This window comes from Stenotrophomonas sp. ATCM1_4, from assembly GCF_004348115.1.
GTDB lineage: Bacteria > Pseudomonadota > Gammaproteobacteria > Xanthomonadales > Xanthomonadaceae > Stenotrophomonas > Stenotrophomonas capsici.
Genome location: NZ_QPFB01000001.1, coordinates 543,619 through 558,113, shown reverse-complemented (window position 1 = coordinate 558,113; position 14,495 = coordinate 543,619). Strand labels below are relative to the sequence as shown.

16 protein-coding genes are annotated in these 14,495 nt (G+C 66.7%); 6 read left to right on the top strand and 10 right to left on the bottom strand.

What is annotated here, in order from left to right; all coding sequences use genetic code 11:
- Positions 1–3 precede the first annotated feature (3 nt).
- Both pilV and ATCM_RS02550 read right to left on the bottom strand, forming a co-directional pair.
- Complete coding sequence (pilV, locus tag ATCM_RS02555; protein ID WP_132862695.1) at positions 4–519, bottom strand: type IV pilus modification protein PilV; 516 nt, start codon at positions 517–519, stop codon at positions 4–6.
- 16 nt (positions 520–535) lie between these two features.
- The gene (locus ATCM_RS02550) at positions 536–1,066 is read right to left on the bottom strand and encodes a GspH/FimT family pseudopilin (protein ID WP_165931102.1); all 531 of its coding nucleotides are present in this window, start codon (positions 1,064–1,066) and stop codon (positions 536–538) included.
- A 127-nt stretch (positions 1,067–1,193) separates the two neighbouring features.
- Here ATCM_RS02550 and ATCM_RS02545 point away from each other — a divergent pair, with 127 nt between their 5' ends.
- A complete protein-coding gene (locus ATCM_RS02545) occupies positions 1,194–2,219 on the top strand; it encodes a histidine kinase (RefSeq protein WP_132862693.1) in 1,026 nt (341 codons plus the stop codon).
- 6 nt (positions 2,220–2,225) lie between these two features.
- Here ATCM_RS02545 and ppnN read toward each other — a convergent pair whose 3' ends face one another.
- The 5 genes from ppnN to grxD form a co-directional block, all read right to left on the bottom strand.
- Entirely contained in the window at positions 2,226–3,614 is a 1,389-nt protein-coding gene (gene ppnN / locus ATCM_RS02540; protein ID WP_132862692.1) for a nucleotide 5'-monophosphate nucleosidase PpnN, read from the bottom strand.
- A 111-nt stretch (positions 3,615–3,725) separates the two neighbouring features.
- Entirely contained in the window at positions 3,726–7,025 is a 3,300-nt protein-coding gene (locus tag ATCM_RS02535; protein WP_243693943.1) for a TonB-dependent receptor, read from the bottom strand.
- Positions 7,026–7,243: 218 nt separating this feature from the next.
- Positions 7,244–7,837, bottom strand: a complete 594-nt coding sequence (locus ATCM_RS02530; protein ID WP_132862691.1) for a YhgN family NAAT transporter — start codon at positions 7,835–7,837, stop codon at positions 7,244–7,246.
- Positions 7,834–8,577: an SDR family NAD(P)-dependent oxidoreductase gene (locus ATCM_RS02525; RefSeq protein WP_132862690.1), complete on the bottom strand. Its 744-nt coding sequence runs from the start codon at positions 8,575–8,577 to the stop codon at positions 7,834–7,836. Before ATCM_RS02525 ends, ATCM_RS02530 begins: the two co-directional genes overlap by 4 nt.
- Complete coding sequence (gene grxD, locus ATCM_RS02520; RefSeq protein WP_132862689.1) at positions 8,574–8,894, bottom strand: Grx4 family monothiol glutaredoxin; 321 nt, start codon at positions 8,892–8,894, stop codon at positions 8,574–8,576. The genes ATCM_RS02525 and grxD overlap by 4 nt, the downstream gene beginning before the upstream one ends.
- Positions 8,895–9,012: 118 nt before the next feature.
- Here grxD and ATCM_RS02515 point away from each other — a divergent pair, with 118 nt between their 5' ends.
- Entirely contained in the window at positions 9,013–9,591 is a 579-nt protein-coding gene (locus ATCM_RS02515; RefSeq protein ID WP_132862688.1) for a superoxide dismutase, read from the top strand.
- 157 nt (positions 9,592–9,748) lie between these two features.
- Here the strand turns inward: ATCM_RS02515 and ATCM_RS02510 are convergent, their stop codons facing one another.
- The 3 genes from ATCM_RS02510 to purE are packed head-to-tail and all read right to left on the bottom strand — an operon-like array spanning position 9,749 to position 11,794.
- Positions 9,749–10,087, bottom strand: coding sequence for a carboxymuconolactone decarboxylase family protein (locus ATCM_RS02510; protein ID WP_132862687.1), 339 nt, complete (start codon positions 10,085–10,087; stop codon positions 9,749–9,751).
- Between the two features lie 46 nt (positions 10,088–10,133).
- On the bottom strand, positions 10,134–11,294 hold the full coding sequence (locus ATCM_RS02505; protein WP_132862686.1) for a 5-(carboxyamino)imidazole ribonucleotide synthase: 1,161 nt from the start codon (positions 11,292–11,294) through the stop codon (positions 10,134–10,136).
- Positions 11,291–11,794 carry a 5-(carboxyamino)imidazole ribonucleotide mutase gene (purE, locus tag ATCM_RS02500; RefSeq protein ID WP_132862685.1) on the bottom strand — a complete coding sequence of 168 codons (504 nt, stop codon included), beginning with the start codon at positions 11,792–11,794 and terminating at the stop codon, positions 11,291–11,293. The genes ATCM_RS02505 and purE overlap by 4 nt, the downstream gene beginning before the upstream one ends.
- 59 nt (positions 11,795–11,853) lie before the next feature.
- Between purE and ATCM_RS02495 the strand changes: the two genes are divergently transcribed.
- The 4 genes from ATCM_RS02495 to ATCM_RS02480 all read left to right on the top strand — a co-directional run bounded on the left by ATCM_RS02495 (position 11,854) and on the right by ATCM_RS02480 (position 14,423).
- Positions 11,854–12,123, top strand: a complete 270-nt coding sequence (locus tag ATCM_RS02495) for a Trm112 family protein (protein ID WP_132862684.1) — start codon at positions 11,854–11,856, stop codon at positions 12,121–12,123.
- On the top strand, positions 12,123–12,980 hold the full coding sequence (gene nadC / locus ATCM_RS02490) for a carboxylating nicotinate-nucleotide diphosphorylase (protein ID WP_132862683.1): 858 nt from the start codon (positions 12,123–12,125) through the stop codon (positions 12,978–12,980). The genes ATCM_RS02495 and nadC overlap by 1 nt, the downstream gene beginning before the upstream one ends.
- Before the next feature lie 62 nt (positions 12,981–13,042).
- The gene (locus ATCM_RS02485; RefSeq protein WP_132862682.1) at positions 13,043–14,026 is read left to right on the top strand and encodes a DUF2272 domain-containing protein; all 984 of its coding nucleotides are present in this window, start codon (positions 13,043–13,045) and stop codon (positions 14,024–14,026) included.
- Positions 14,027–14,072: 46 nt separating this feature from the next.
- Entirely contained in the window at positions 14,073–14,423 is a 351-nt protein-coding gene (locus tag ATCM_RS02480) for a DUF3301 domain-containing protein (RefSeq protein ID WP_132862681.1), read from the top strand.
- Positions 14,424–14,495: the final 72 nt, after the last annotated feature.

The window sequence follows — 14,495 nt, the reverse complement described above, 5'->3', positions numbered from 1 at the left end:
CACTCATAGCCTGACCACCGTCTGCACCTGGCGCTCGGCGCCCCCCTCCACGTTGTCGGCGTTGTCAGCCGCCGCATTACCCTTGCTGCCGCGGGTGTCATCCCATTGCACGGTGACCGTGCATACCTCGGCCGCACAGGCGATCTGCCCGCAGACGGACTCGTCGTCGTCGGAACCGGCCATGCCGTTCTTCAGCGATTCGATCCAGCGACTCACATCGTTCTGCGCCAGGGTCCCGCCGTCGGGCACCGAGCACTCCATGCCGCCGGTGTTGTATGCGCCGGCCAAGGCCTCCTGCCGGTTGGCCCGCATTGCATCGATGACCGAGTAGGAATAGGCGACGACCTGGCTGCGCTCCAGCGAACTCTGCCCGTTCCGCAATGCGGTGGCCTGCATGGCAGCGATGCCCAGCAGGGCCACGCCCAGCACCAGGACCGAAACCATTACCTCGATAAGGCTCACGCCCGCCTGCCGACGCTTCGAAGAGCCAATCCGCCCGGGGATTGCTGCGGTTCTCATCTGTGGAGCTCCCGTCTCAAGGACATGCGCCGCCACCATCGACCCGGCTGCTGTTGACGCGTGCGGCCGATGTCAGGGTGACGGTACGTTGGTTGTCCGCCGGGCTACCGGTCGGAATACAGAAGGTGACGGCACTGTTGACGGCCGTGCTGGACAGGCCATCGGGACGGAAGGTGAACCGGGCCACATCGGAACTGACCTCGACTGGCGCCTTTGAGGTACCCACGTGCAGCACGGTGCTGTCGGACTCGATCACGGTCAGCCAACTTTCCCAGCCTCCGCCACATGTCGCACCATCGGCGCTGCCACATACCGAAACCTGGGCATTGCGCTTGATGGCTTCACTGCGGGCCAACTGCAGCGAGGCCACCAGATCATTGGACTGGGAGGTCAGACGGTTGGCGTTGATCACCGAACGAAATGACGGCACCGCGATGGCCGCCAGGATCGCGGCAATGGCCACGGTGACGATCAACTCGACCAGGCTGAAGCCCCGCGCGCGCAGGCGCAGGGGCCTTCGACCGGTAGCTCGAAGATTGCTGGGCATATCCTTCCCCATTTGGACGACTTACTCTAATGACCGGCCACGCCCCGCTTCAATGGCTGGGGGACGAACGGGCCGATCCATCGCATGAATGGCAACCCCCACCGCCCCTCCTGGAATCTGGCACGGCATGCCCGCATCCCCTCAGGCAGCACTGAACCCGCTGGACCCCCTTTCGCAGGCCCAGACCATCATCCGGATCATGCTGACCGGCGAGGCGCTGGCCGCCCTGCTGACCCTGTCGCAGAGCGCACGGGTGGACCTGCTGACCTATTTCGGGCTGGCTTCGTTCACCATTCAGTGGGTCGCCCTCGCCTCTCTGGCGATGTTGTACCTGGCAAGGCGCCACCTGCTCCGCGTCAGCCCGACACGGATCGCGGCGGTCGCCCTGGCAGCCCTGCTATGCAGCACATGGCTGGTTACCGCATTGGCATGGGCGGTACTGCACGACACCTGGCTGGTACCGGCCGAAGGCTGGCCTGTTTTTGCCGTGAAACTCACCACCCTGGCCCTGCTGGTGGGTCTGCTGGCACTCGTCGCCTTCCACAGCCATTGGCGACTGCGCCAACTCGCGGTCCGCGCCAAACAGGCTGAACTGGAAGCGCTGCAGGCCCGCATCCGCCCCCACTTCCTGTTCAACACGCTCAACACGGGCGCGGCACTTGTCCACCAGCGCCCGGAAGACGCCGAACGGCTGCTGCTGGACCTGGCCGACTTGTTCCGCGCGGCCCTGGCCGGCCCCCGGGCCATCCCGCTCAGCGAGGAAATCGCACTGTCCCGGCGCTACGCCGAGATCGAGGGGCTGCGCTTCGGTGACCGCATGCGCATCCACTGGGATCTCCCCGATCCGCTGCCGGGTCGCGCGGTTCCCACGCTGTCGATCCAGCCCCTGATCGAGAACGCGATACGCCATGGCGTCGAGCCCTCCCCGTCCGGAGGCGACATCCACGTCCGCCTGGACGTGGCCAGGGACATGCTGAGCATCCTGATCGAGAACGACCTGCCGCCCGCCGGCAGCACTGCGGCACGCGCGGGCCACAAGCTCGGACTGGAGTCCTCGCGGGCTCGCATCCAGGCCCTGACCGGCGGACTGGGCGACGTGGCGACGCGCATCGAGAACGGCCGCCACATCACCCTGGTCACGCTGCCGACCTGAGTCGACTCAGGCCACCACCTGGTAGCACGGTCGGTAGTCACCGGAGATCTTCATGCGGCGCTGCTCCACGAAGGCCCGCAGCAGCGCATCCAGCGCCTGCATCATCTCCGGGTCGCCGTGAATCCTGAATGGGCCGAAGTCCTCGATGCGGCGCATGCTTTCCTCCTTCACGTTGCCGGCCACGATGCCGGAGAACGCGCGTCGCAGGTCGGCGGCCAGGTCCGGCGCCGGCCGGCCCCTGTGCAGGTCCAGCGCGGCCATGGCCTCGTGGGTGGGTACGAACGGCTGCTGGTAGGCCAGTGGGATGTCGACCTGCCAGTTGTAGAAGAACGAATCGCGGTGCGCCAGGCGGAACTCGCGCACCCGCTTGATCCCCTGCGACATCTTGCGCGCCACCGCGACCGGGTCGCCGACGATGATCTCGTAGCGCTCGGCGGCGCGATCGCCCAGGGTCAGGCGGATGAAGCGGTCGATCTGCTCGAAGTACGGCGCCGCGATGGCCGGGCCACTGAGGATCAACGGGAACGGCAGCTCGGCGTTCTCCTCGCGCAGCAGGATGCCCAGCAGGTACAGGATCTCCTCGGCGGTGCCCACGCCGCCCGGGAACACGATGATGCCGTGCCCCAGCCGGACGAACGCCTCCAGGCGCTTCTCGATGTCCGGCATGATCACCAGGTGGTTCACGATCGGGTTCGGCGACTCGGCGGCGATGATGCCCGGCTCGGTGATGCCGATGTAGCGGGTGTTGGTACGACGCTGCTTGGCATGGGCGATGGTGGCGCCCTTCATCGGCCCCTTCATCGCGCCCGGTCCGCAGCCGGTGCAGATATCCAGCCCGCGCAGGCCCAGCTCGTAGCCGACCTGCTTGGTGTAGATGTACTCGTCGCGGGAGATCGAATGGCCGCCCCAGCAGACCACCAGGTTGGGCTCGCTCGGCTGCAGGATGCGCGCATTGCGCAGCACGCCGAACACCGCGTTGGTGATGCCGTCGGTGGTCTCCAGGTCCGAGGCGTACTCCGGCCCCAGCTCGATGGCCATGTAGGCCAGGTCGCGCACCACCGAGAACAGCAGCTCGGCGATGCCGCGGATGATCTCCCCGTCGACGAAGGCCGCCGCCGGCGCGTTGCTCAGGTCGATGCGGACGCCACGGTCCTGCTGGGTCACCTGGATGTCGAAGTCCGGGTACAGGTCGCGCGCGGCGCGCGGGTCGTCCGAAGCGCTGCCGCTGGTGAGTACTGCCAGCGCGCAGCGGCGCAGCAGCTCGTGCATGCCGCCGCTGGAGGCATCGCGCAGGCGCGCCACCTCGGTCCGCGACAGCACGTCCAGCCCGCCACGCGGGTAGATGCGCGCGTCCTGTACCGGCAGCGCCCTCGCTGCCCCTTCACTCTTGGTCATTTCCACTGCTGCTCCTTCTCATTGGCGATCGACTTTAGCGCTGCCCCCATGAAAAGGAAAACGGCCGGGTTGCCCCGGCCGTTTTCGGTTTACATCCGATCAATCAACCGATCAGAACTTGTAGCGGAAGCCCACCTGCAGCGACCAGCGCGATTCCCAATCGGTCAGGTTGACCTTGGTGACCTTGCTTGCGTCGAAGTTGTAGATGTACTTGCCGGTTGCCGGGTCGATGCCCGCCGCTTCCACGGCGCCGCGATCGCTGAACGGCGAGGCGTAGCTGATCTGCCCCCAGTTCTTATTCAGCAGGTTGCCAACGTTCATGATGTCCAGCCAGATCTCGGCCTTGTGACCCTTGAAGAAGGTCGGCAGCTCCTGGCTGATACGCACGTCGAAGGTGTTGACCCAGGCGTTACGCTGGCTGTTGCGCGGAGCAATGCTGCCGCGGTAGCCGGCCAGGCCTTCCTGCGCGTCCAACCAGGCGAAGAAGGCATCTTCCATCGCTGCGCCGCCAGTGAACTTGACGTCGCCACGGCCAGCCGGCACGTAGAACAGGTCGTTGTTGTAGCCGTCACCGTTGACATCGTTCAGGAAGCGCCAGCTATACGGCAGACCCGAGCGACCTTCGTAGAACATCGAGAAGGTGGTGTAGTTGTCACCGAAGAACGCCTTGCGGAACTGCAGGCTGCCGGTAAAGCGGTTCTTGATCTCGTAGTTGGAGGTCGAAGCGACCACATCGTTCGGATTCACGCCGGCGATGTTGTTCCAGTTGGAGATGGCACGCGAAGAGGTCAGCGGGCTGACTTCGGTGGCGTCGGTGTAGGTATAACCCAGCGACCAGCCCCAGGTATCAGTCAGCGGCTTGCTCAGGCTGGCGGTGAACTGGGTGCTGCGGCCCTTGTCGGTGTTCTTCAGCAGGATCACACCGTCGTTGTGCCAGCCGGTCACGTTCTCGTAGCCCGGGATCGTGTCGGCAATGGCACCCACGTTGGTGCTGCTGCCAGCACGCACGCCGGTACGGGTATAGGCGTTGCTCCAGTACATGTCACGGCCGTCCTGGCCGCGCACGGCATTGACGTTGCCCAGGTCCAGGCGCTCGAACGCGATGGCGTCCTTGACCTTGGTGTACAGCAGCTCAACCGAACCCACGATGCCGTACCACGGCAGTTCGTGATCGAACGCCAGGTTGGCCTTCCACACCGACGGCTGGCGGATGCCCTTCTCCATCAGGTTGACCATCATCGTGTAGCCGTTAGCCGGCGACGGCACGGTCGGGTTGTTCGGGTCAAGCGAGACCGGCAGGTTTGCCCAGATCGCTTCGCGCTCAGCCTGACTCATGTTGGCGGTGATGCGCTGGTTATAGCCGATCAGGCCGAAACCGCTGTTCTGGTAGGAGTTGCCCACCCACACGTTGGCCGCTGCCCCCTGGAACAGGCCCAGGCCGCCACGCAGCTGCGTCGGACGTTCGCTGTCGAAGGTGTAGTTGAAGCCGAAGCGCGGCTGCACCAGCGCCTTGTCCAGGGTCTGACGGTTGTCATAACCATAGATCTCCTGCACCAGCAGGTTGTGAACCGGCACGTCATCCAGATCCGGAATGTCGACGCGCAGGCCGAACATCAGGTTCAGGTTGTAATTCACCGCCCAGGTGTCCTGCACGAACAGGCCGGTATTGCGGTGCTTGTACTGCATCGCCACCGAGTCCATACCCTTGCCCGGCACCGGCCCATTCAGGTCATACACCCAGTAGTGGCCGTTGCGGAAATCGTCCAGATTGGCGAAGCCGTAGGTGCCCCAGATGTTCTGCGCGTACAGGTTGTAGATTTCGTTGGATTCCCAATCGAAACCGAACTTCAGGGTGTGATCACCCAGGTACCAGTTGGCAGCGCCGTAGGCATTGGTGGTCTTGGTGCTGATGTCGTTGCCGTGACGGAACTCGTCAGCGCCGGCATTCAGGTACGGCGGGCGAACAGCAGAGTTGCCAGCGCCGCCACCGATGATGATCTGCGGCAGCTTGGAGTAGACGTTGCTCAACGAGTCATAGGTACGGCGGCCGACCTTGAACTCAGTGGAGAAGTTCTCGTTCCAGTCGCTGAACAGCTGGATGACGCTGGTCTTCACTTCCTTGTTGATGTCGTACCAGCGGCTGCTCAGGCCCAGCGCCGGACCGGCGACGGACATGTTGTGACCACCGTAGCTGGTGGACCGGCTGCTGCCGACCAGATTCGGATCAACTTGTTCGAGCTTGGAGAAACGTGCCGAGACACGGTGGTCTTCGTTGATGTTCCAGTCCAGCTTGACGGCGTACTCTTCCACTTCCTGCTTGGTTTCAGCAGGTGCGTCCAGGGTGCCGATGTCAACGCCGTACACTTCCTTGGCGATCTTCTGCGCTTCGGCGATGAACGCCGGATCGATGTCAACGACGTTGGTGGCGTTGGAGCCCCGCGGACCGTAGGACTGGGCGGCGCGGCTGCGCTCGTACTTCTCGTAGTTGGCGAAGAAGAACAGCTTGTCCTTGATGATCGGGCCGCCGAAGGTGGCGCCCCAGGTCTTCTCGTCCTCGAAGCCCGTGAATTTGGCATCGGTGACCGGGTGATCACCCACCATGTCCTTGTCGCGGTAGGTGCCGTAGACCGAACCGTGGAATTCGTTGGTACCGGACTTGGTCACGGCATCCACCACAGCGCCGGTAGCGCCGGTGATGGTGGTGTCGTAGTTGGACACGTCAATGTTGATGGCTTCGATGGCATCCATCGAGACCGGCTGACGCATGGTCGGGAAGCCGTTGGATTCCAGGCCGAAAGTGTCGCTGGTGTTGATGCCATCAATGCGGATCGCATTGAAGCGCGGGTTCTGACCACCGACGGTCAGCTCGCCACGCGACTTGTCGCTCTGGCTGATGCGCGGATCCAGGCGGACATAGTCCTGAATGTTGCGGTTGATCGACGGAAGCGCTTCGATCTGCTGCTGCGACACCGAGGTACCAGCACCCATCTTGTTGGCGCTGAACACATCCGAACCACCGGCAACGGCCATGACCTGCACGGCTTCCAGAGTGGTGGCGGCGAGGTCGCCTGCCAGCGTTCCATTGACGGTATTGGTCTGGCTCAGGCTCAGGTAGACACCTTCTTCGGTCTTGGTGCCTTCACCGGACTTGGTGATGGTGATGGTGTACGGACCACCCACGCGCAGACCGCGGGCATTGTAGCGACCAGCCGCGTCGGTGGTCGCACGGCTGACCGTGCCCGACTCGACGTGGGTGATGGTGACTTCCGCACCTGCCACTGGCTGGCCGCCGTTGTTGGTGACCTGGCCGCCGATACCGGCGGAGGTGTTCTGGGCGAAAGCCGGAGCAGCCGCGAGGGCGGCAATGAGGCCAAGGGTGAGCTTGGACATCCGGATGCGAGGATGATTCATGGGTAGGTAGCCTCGAAACGAGTTGGCGATTGAAAAAAAACGCGATCCATCAGCCCCGGGGTCAACCGGGCGCCTGATCGGCTTGAATCTGGGGGTCCCTTCCGGAGCGGTTTCAGCCGCAACGGTTAAGATAAGGTTAACACGGTAATGACTGTTTATGACTGCAATAAGACAGTTCAAAGGCGACGCAATCGGACAAAAACCGACAAATCAATCGGTTATTGGAGTGACCCGAGGTAGGTCGCCAGGCCATCGAGCAGCATTTGCACGGAAATAGCGACCAGCAGCATGCCCATCAGCCGCTCCAGGGCGGTCAGCGCGCGGGCACCCAGCAGTTTGTACAGCAGGGTGGCCGACATCAGGATGGCGGCGGTCGCGCCCCAGGCCAGCAGCAGGGCCAGGCTCCAGTCACCCAGCCGGTCGGGCTCGTTGCTGCCCATCAGCATCACCGCCGCCATGCCCGAGGGGCCGGCCACCAGCGGGATCGCCATCGGCACGATGAACGGCTCGCCGTCCGGCACCGCCCCCATCAGCCCTTCCGGCTTGGGGAAGATCATGCGGATGCCGATCAGGAACAGCACGATGCCACCGGCGATGGCCACCGATTCCTGGCGCAGGTGCATCAGTTCCAGCGCGTACTTGCCGCCCCACAGGAAGGCCATCAGCACGGCCAAGGCGATCAGCAGCTCGCGCACCAGCACGATGCGCTGGCGACGCGGGGCCAGGGGCTTGAGCAGGCTCAGGAATACCGGGATGTTGCCCAGCGGGTCCAGGATCAGGAACAGCAGCAGGGCCGCCGAGAGGATGGTCACCCGGCCGCGTCCAGCACCTGCCCGCGCCAGGCCGAACCGGCGGCCGATAGCAACGTGACGCAGGCCACGGCATAGGCCGAAGGATCCTGCGCGGCGGTGTCCTCGCCATGGATAAAGGCCCGCGCGCGCAGCGCGGTCCGCATCGGCCCGGGCTGCACGCCACTGATACGCACCGGGCCATTGCGCAGCTCGTGGTGCAGCGTGTCGATCAGGCCACGCAGGCCGTACTGGGCCACGCCGTAGCCGCCCCAGAATGCCTGCCCTACCCGCGCCGGATCATCCAGGCTGAACACCACCGCCGCGTCGTCACGCTGGCGCAGCAGCGGCAGGCAGGCCTGGGTGAGCCAGGCACGTGCGGTCAGGTTGACGTGGATGGCGCGCGAGAACGCCGCCGGGCTGGCCAGGTCGAACGGGGTCAGCCCCGGGAAGTCCGCCGCGCAGTGCAGCAGCCCGTCCAGGCCTCCCAGCTCCGTGGCCAGCCGCTCGGCCAGTACCGCGAAGTCGTCCGGGGTCGCCCCTTCCAGGTCCAGCGGGTAGAGCAGCGGCTCCGGCCCCAATTGGGCCACCGCGTCGTATACACGGTTGAGCTTGGGCAACTTGCGGCCGAGCAGCACCACCGTGGCGCCGGCCGTGGCGCACGCCTTGGCGGCCGCCGCGCCTAGGCCACCGGCCGCGCCGGAAACCAGCACGACCCGCCCCGCCAGGTCCGTTTGCGCCCAACCTTCCGGCTGGGCACTCACGCCTGGCCCGCCTCGGCGACGATGCGCTTGAGCTCGCCGGATTCGAGCAGCTCCAGGATGATGTCGCAGCCGCCGATCAGCTCACCGTGGATGAAGAACTGCGGAAAGGTCGGAAGGTTCGAGAAGCGCGGCAGGTTGGCCCGCACTTCGGGGAACTCCAGCACATTGACCGTGCGCAGGTGCGCGGCACCGGCGGCCATCAGCGCCTGCACGGCGCGGCTGGAAAAGCCGCACATCGGGTACTGCGGCGTACCTTTCATGAACAGGACGAGGGGATGCTGCTCCACCTCTGCCTGGATTTGCTCCATCACCGGCATTCGAATTCTCCTGCTGCGAAAGAACGGCCCGTCCTGGTCGGATAGACTTTCCCGTGGCCACGGATTGTAAGCCGAGCCGACGCATTCCCGGCGCCTTTGCCCTGAAAAGAAATATTCCATGCCCGTCCAACTGCCTGACCTGCCCTACTCCCGCACCGCGCTGCAACCGCACATTTCGGCGCAGACACTGGAACTGCACCATGGCCGCCACCACCAGGCCTACGTGGATGCGGTCAATGCCCGCATCGCCGGCACCGAGATGGACGAGATGCCGCTGGAGGAGATCGTCCGCAACAGCCAGGGGGCGCTGTTCGAGGCGGCGGCACAGGCCTGGAACCACGGCTTCCACTGGCAGTGCCTGCACCCCCGGGCCGGCGAGGAACCGCACGGGGTGCTCGCCGACCGCATCAACCGCCAGTTCGGCGACGTGCAGAAGCTGCGGGAAGAGTTCAACCGTGCGGCAATGGCGGTGTTCGGCTCGGGCTGGGCCTGGCTGGTGCAGCATGCCGATGGCCGGTTGGCGGTCGTCACCACCCGCAACGCCAATACCCCGTTGACCGGCGACAGCACCCCGCTGCTGGTCTGCGACCTGTGGGAACACGCGTATTACACCGATTACCAGAACGACCGCCTGCGCTACCTGCAGGCGTTCTGGAAGCTGGTGAACTGGGACTTCGCGGCCAGCCAGCTGCGCTGATCACCGGTTGGAGCGGCCTCGGCCACGAGGCCTGTAGTGGCCGAGCCCCCACGATCAGGCTCGCCGCGGAGGCCGTCCACGATCCGGAGAGGTCGATCCGTGCCTGTGGCAGCCTTGGGGCGCGCCGGCTTCGCGGCCGAGGCTGCTCCTGCCGAGGTCAGGTGTCGTGGGCGGCGACCGCATCCAGGACGCGGGCCGAATAGACCATCGCCGCGCCGGCGTTGAGGGCCACCGCCACACCCAGCGCCTCGGCGATCTCCTCACGGCTGGCGCCCTGCTTCAGGGCGGCATCCACGTGCGTGGTGATGCAGCCGTCGCAGCGGGTGGTGACGGCCACGGCCAGCGCGATCAGTTCGCGGGTCTTGCCGTCGAGGTGGTTGGTCTGGGCACCGGCACCACTGAGGGTCAGGTAGCCCTTGAGGGTGTCGGGCGAAAGCTTGCCCAATTCGCCGATACGGCCCTTCAGTTCACGGCGGTACGCATTCCAGTCGAGCATGGTGGTTCTCCGGGGATGGACCCGGAGAACCTTACGCCCGCCCGGCTTACGCCGGCGTTACGCCGCCGTCCCGGAGGGACTGGACCACCGGTGCCACCTGTGCCTGCCGGCCCAATGCGGCCCCGACGCGCTCCAGCGCACCGGCCAGCGCCGCGGTCGAATCCTCGCGCAGGTTGGCGTGGCCGACCTTGCGACCGTCGCGCGGCTGCTTGCCGTAGTCATGCCAGTGCCCGGCGGGCTCGGCCAGCACCGGCGCCGGGTCGGGCATCTGGCCGATCCAGTTGAGCATGCAGGCATGGCCCAGCACCCGGGTATCGCCCAGCGGCAGGCCGAGCACGGCCCGGACATGGTTCTGGAACTGCGAGGTCTCTGCGCCATCGCTGGTCCAGTGGCCGGAGTTGTGCACGCGCGGGGCCATCTCGTTGGCCAGCAGCTCCTCGCCACGACAGAACAGTTCCAGCGCGAACACGCCGACATAGTCCAGCCGCTCGGCGACACGGCGCGCATAGCTGATCGCTGTCTGTTGCTGGGCCGCGGACACGGTGGCCGGCGCCAGGCTGGCCGACAGCACGCCATCCACATGCCAGTTGCCGGTCAACGGCCAGGCACGGAATTCGCCGTCGCGGCCGCGCACCGCCACCACGCTGACCTCGCGATCGAAGGCGACGAAGCCTTCCAGGATCAGGCCGGTCTTGTCCGCCTGCGCGCCCAGCGCCTGCCAGGCGGCATCGATGTCCGCCTCGCTGCGCAGGCGGAACTGACCCTTGCCGTCGTAGCCCAGGCGGCGGGTCTTGAGGATGCATGGCAGGCCGAACTCGGTGACCTTGGCCGCCAGTTGCTCACGGCTACCGATGTCGGCAAACGGCGGCAGCGGGATGCCCAGTTCCTGGAACAGGGTCTTCTCGCTCAGCCGGTCCTGCGCCACCGCCAGCGCGGCGGGGTTGGGGAACACCGGCTTGCGCTCGGCCAACCAGCGCGCGCTTGCGGCAGGCACGTTCTCGAAATCGAAGGTGACCACGTCCACGCGGCCGGCAAATTCCTCCAGCGCGGCCAGGTCATCGAACGCACCGACCTGCAGCGGCGCCACCTGACCGGCGCAGGCATCGGTGGCCGGGTCGAACACCACGAAGCGGATGCCCAGCGGCGCAGCTTCCAGCACCATCATGCGGGCCAGCTGCCCGCCCCCCAGAATGCCGACCGTGATCATCGACGCGGATCGTCCGCGGCCATCACGTCGTGGGTCTGGCGCTCGCGGAACGCGTCCAGCGCCGCGCCGATCTGCGGCTGTGCCGGGGCCAGCATGGCCGCGGCGAACAGCGCCGCATTGGACGCCCCCGCATTACCGATGGCGAAGGTCGCCACCGGGATGCCGGCCGGCATCTGCACGATCGACAGCAACGAGTCCATGCCGTTCAGCGCCTTGGACTGCACCGGCACGCCAAGCACCGGCACGGCGGTCTTGGCGGCGAGCATGCCCGGCAGGTGGGCCGCGCCACCGGCACCGGCGATGATCGCGCGCAGGCCGCGCGCTCCGGCCTGTTCGGCATAGCTGAACAGGACATCCGGCGTGCGATGCGCCGAAACAACCTTCACTTCATACGGAACACCCAGGGCATCAAGCTTCTGGGCTGCGTGCTGCATGGTTTCCCAGTCGGAACGGGAACCCATGACGATGCCGACAAGCGGCTCGGAGGGGTTGGGGGTCATTGGCCGTCACCTGCTGCAAAGACGTATTCTAGCCGTCTTCCCCGCAAGACCACGACCTGATGGACCGCAAACTGCTCGACCTGCTCGTCTCCCCCGACACCCGCCAGCCGCTGGCCCAGCTGGAAAGCGCCGGCCTGGATGCCCTGAACCGCGCGATCGGCGCCGGCGGCGTCACCCGGGCCGATGGCAGCGCCCAGGCCCAGCCGCTGCGCGAGGCACTGGTCACCCGCGACCGCAAGCAGGTGTTCCGGGTGGAGGACGGCATCCCGGTGCTGCTGGCCGACGAGGCCATCGCCACCGCCCAGATCACCGACTTCCCGGCCAAGTAATGCTGCCGCACCCGCCGCTTGCCCCGCCGCAGGAACAGATCGACGCCGATGTCGCCCGCGCCCTGGCCGAGGACATCGGCAGTGGCGACGTCACCGCCGCCCTGCTCCCCGACAGCGCCGACATCGCCTACCTGCTGTGCAAGCAGGACGCGGTGATCGCCGGCCGCCCCTGGTTCGACGCCACCCATCGCGCGCTCGACCCGGAGGTGAAGATCCACTGGCGGGTACTGGAAGGCGACCGGGTCAGCGCCGGCACCGTGCTGGCCACGCTGGAAGGCCGCAGCCGCAGCCTGGTCAGCGCCGAGCGCACCTCGCTCAACTTCCTGCAGACGCTGTCCGGGACCGCCACGATCACCGCCCGCCACGTCGAAGCGGTAGCCGGCACCGGCGCGCGCATCCTCGACACCCGCAAGACCCTGCCCGGGCTGCGCCTGGCGCAGAAGTACGCAGTGCGCTGCGGCGGTGGCGACAACCACCGCATCGGCCTGTTCGACACGGTGATGCTCAAGGAAAACCACATCCGCGCCGCCGGCTCGCTGGGCGCGGCGGTGCGCGCCGCCCGGGCGCAGCAACCCACGCTGCCGCTGGTGGTGGAGGTGGAGGACCTGCAGCAGCTGGAGCAGGCCTTGGCCGCCGGCTGCGAACGCATCCTCATCGATGACTTCAGCCCGGCCATGCGCCGCGAGGCGGTGCGCATCGCCGCCGGCCGCATCCCGCTGGAGGTGTCCGGCAGCGTCGACCTGTCCGTGCTGCGTTCCATTGCCGAAGATGGCGTGGATTGCATCTCCATCGGCGGGTTGACCAAGCATGTGCAGGCGATCGACCTGTCGTTGAAGCTCGGCCCGCCGCCGGCCTGACTCACGCCGCCCACACGGCCTCGCCTGCAACACTGGCTTCCTCCACCCCCACGGAGTTCGATGTGGTCTACCGGTACCTGCTGTGCAGCGTTGCCCTGCTTGCCCCCGCCTTCGCCGCGCACGCGGTGGAGGCCTGTGACATCCCGCCCCGCTTCGGCGTGAGCGAAACCGCCAAGGCGGTGGTGCGCGCGGCCTGCGACGAGCACCGGCTCTGGTACCGCCCCTTCATCGACCGCGATGGCCGCATCGCCAGCCTCGGGGTCACCGAGGCCGAAGCCGAGCACCTGGCCGACAACGGCCTGATCGCCTGGCAGCGCGTGGCCGGCTACTGGCGCGAGAGCGGGACGCTGTCGCCGATGGGGGCCATCCCCGGTGCCACCAGCTGCATGCAGCCGGCCGGCAACCGCTATACCGACAGCGACTGCCGCGCTTTCCTGATCGACAACCCGTGGTCGGCGGCCTTCATCTCCTGGGTAATGACGCGTGCGGGCGTGCCCGGCTTCAACCGTTCACCGCGCCACATCGACTACATCCGCGCGGCCTACCAGGGAGGCGCCAACGCCTCGCCGTACCGGTTGGCCGACCCGGCCAACGAGAAGCCCGCCCCCGGCGACATGCTGTGCTTCCTGCGCGATCGCAGCACGTCACTGAACCATGCGGGGCTGATACAGGCGCTGGGCAGCGGCCGTGCCGGCAACTGGAAGTCCCATTGCGAGGTGGTGATCGGCGCCAATGTCGGCGGTGACCGCACGCTGTACCTGGTCGGTGGCAACGTCGCCAACACCGTGGCAATGCGCAAGCTCACCCTGGATCGCACCGGCATGATCGAGCTGCCCAAGCCGTCACAGGCCGCCGCGGACGCGGTCGTCGAAGCGGGCTGCTCGCCGGGCCATGAAGAAGAATGCAACCTCAACCGCCAGGACTGGGCGGCCCTGTTGAAGCTCACCGCCAACGTGCCGATGCAGGGCCCGACGCCGGTGTTCGACGGCAATGCGCCGCTGCCACCGCCACCGGATGAACCGGTCCCGGCGCCACCAACGCGTTGACCGGGCCGGGCTGCGCCGGGCACGGCGAATCGCCTAAAGTGTCGGCATGCCTACCCTGCTCATCCTGATGATCGTCGGCGCGATCGGTTTCGCGTTCTGGGACCGTTCCCGCGCCGCCGCCGACCGCGCCACCGAACTGGGCCGCAATGCCTGCCGCGCCGCCGACGTGCAATGGCTGGACCAGAGCGTGCATGCCACCGGCATGCGCCCCTGCCGCCTGCCCAATGGCTGGATCGGCTTCGAGCGCAGCTTCCGCTTCGACTATTCCTACGACGGCATTGATCGCCACACCGGGCGCATGGTGCTGCGCGGCGGCCAGCTGGTGTCCTTCACCGGCCCGGCCGCCGCCCAGATCGGGCGCCTGCGGCAGAGCACGGAAGACGCCGAGGACGTTTGAGCGTCCGGGTTGGCGGGCGTCGCTACGAACAGATGCCCCCTGCTCGCGGCCGGGGCGGCTCCTGCCGTCGGC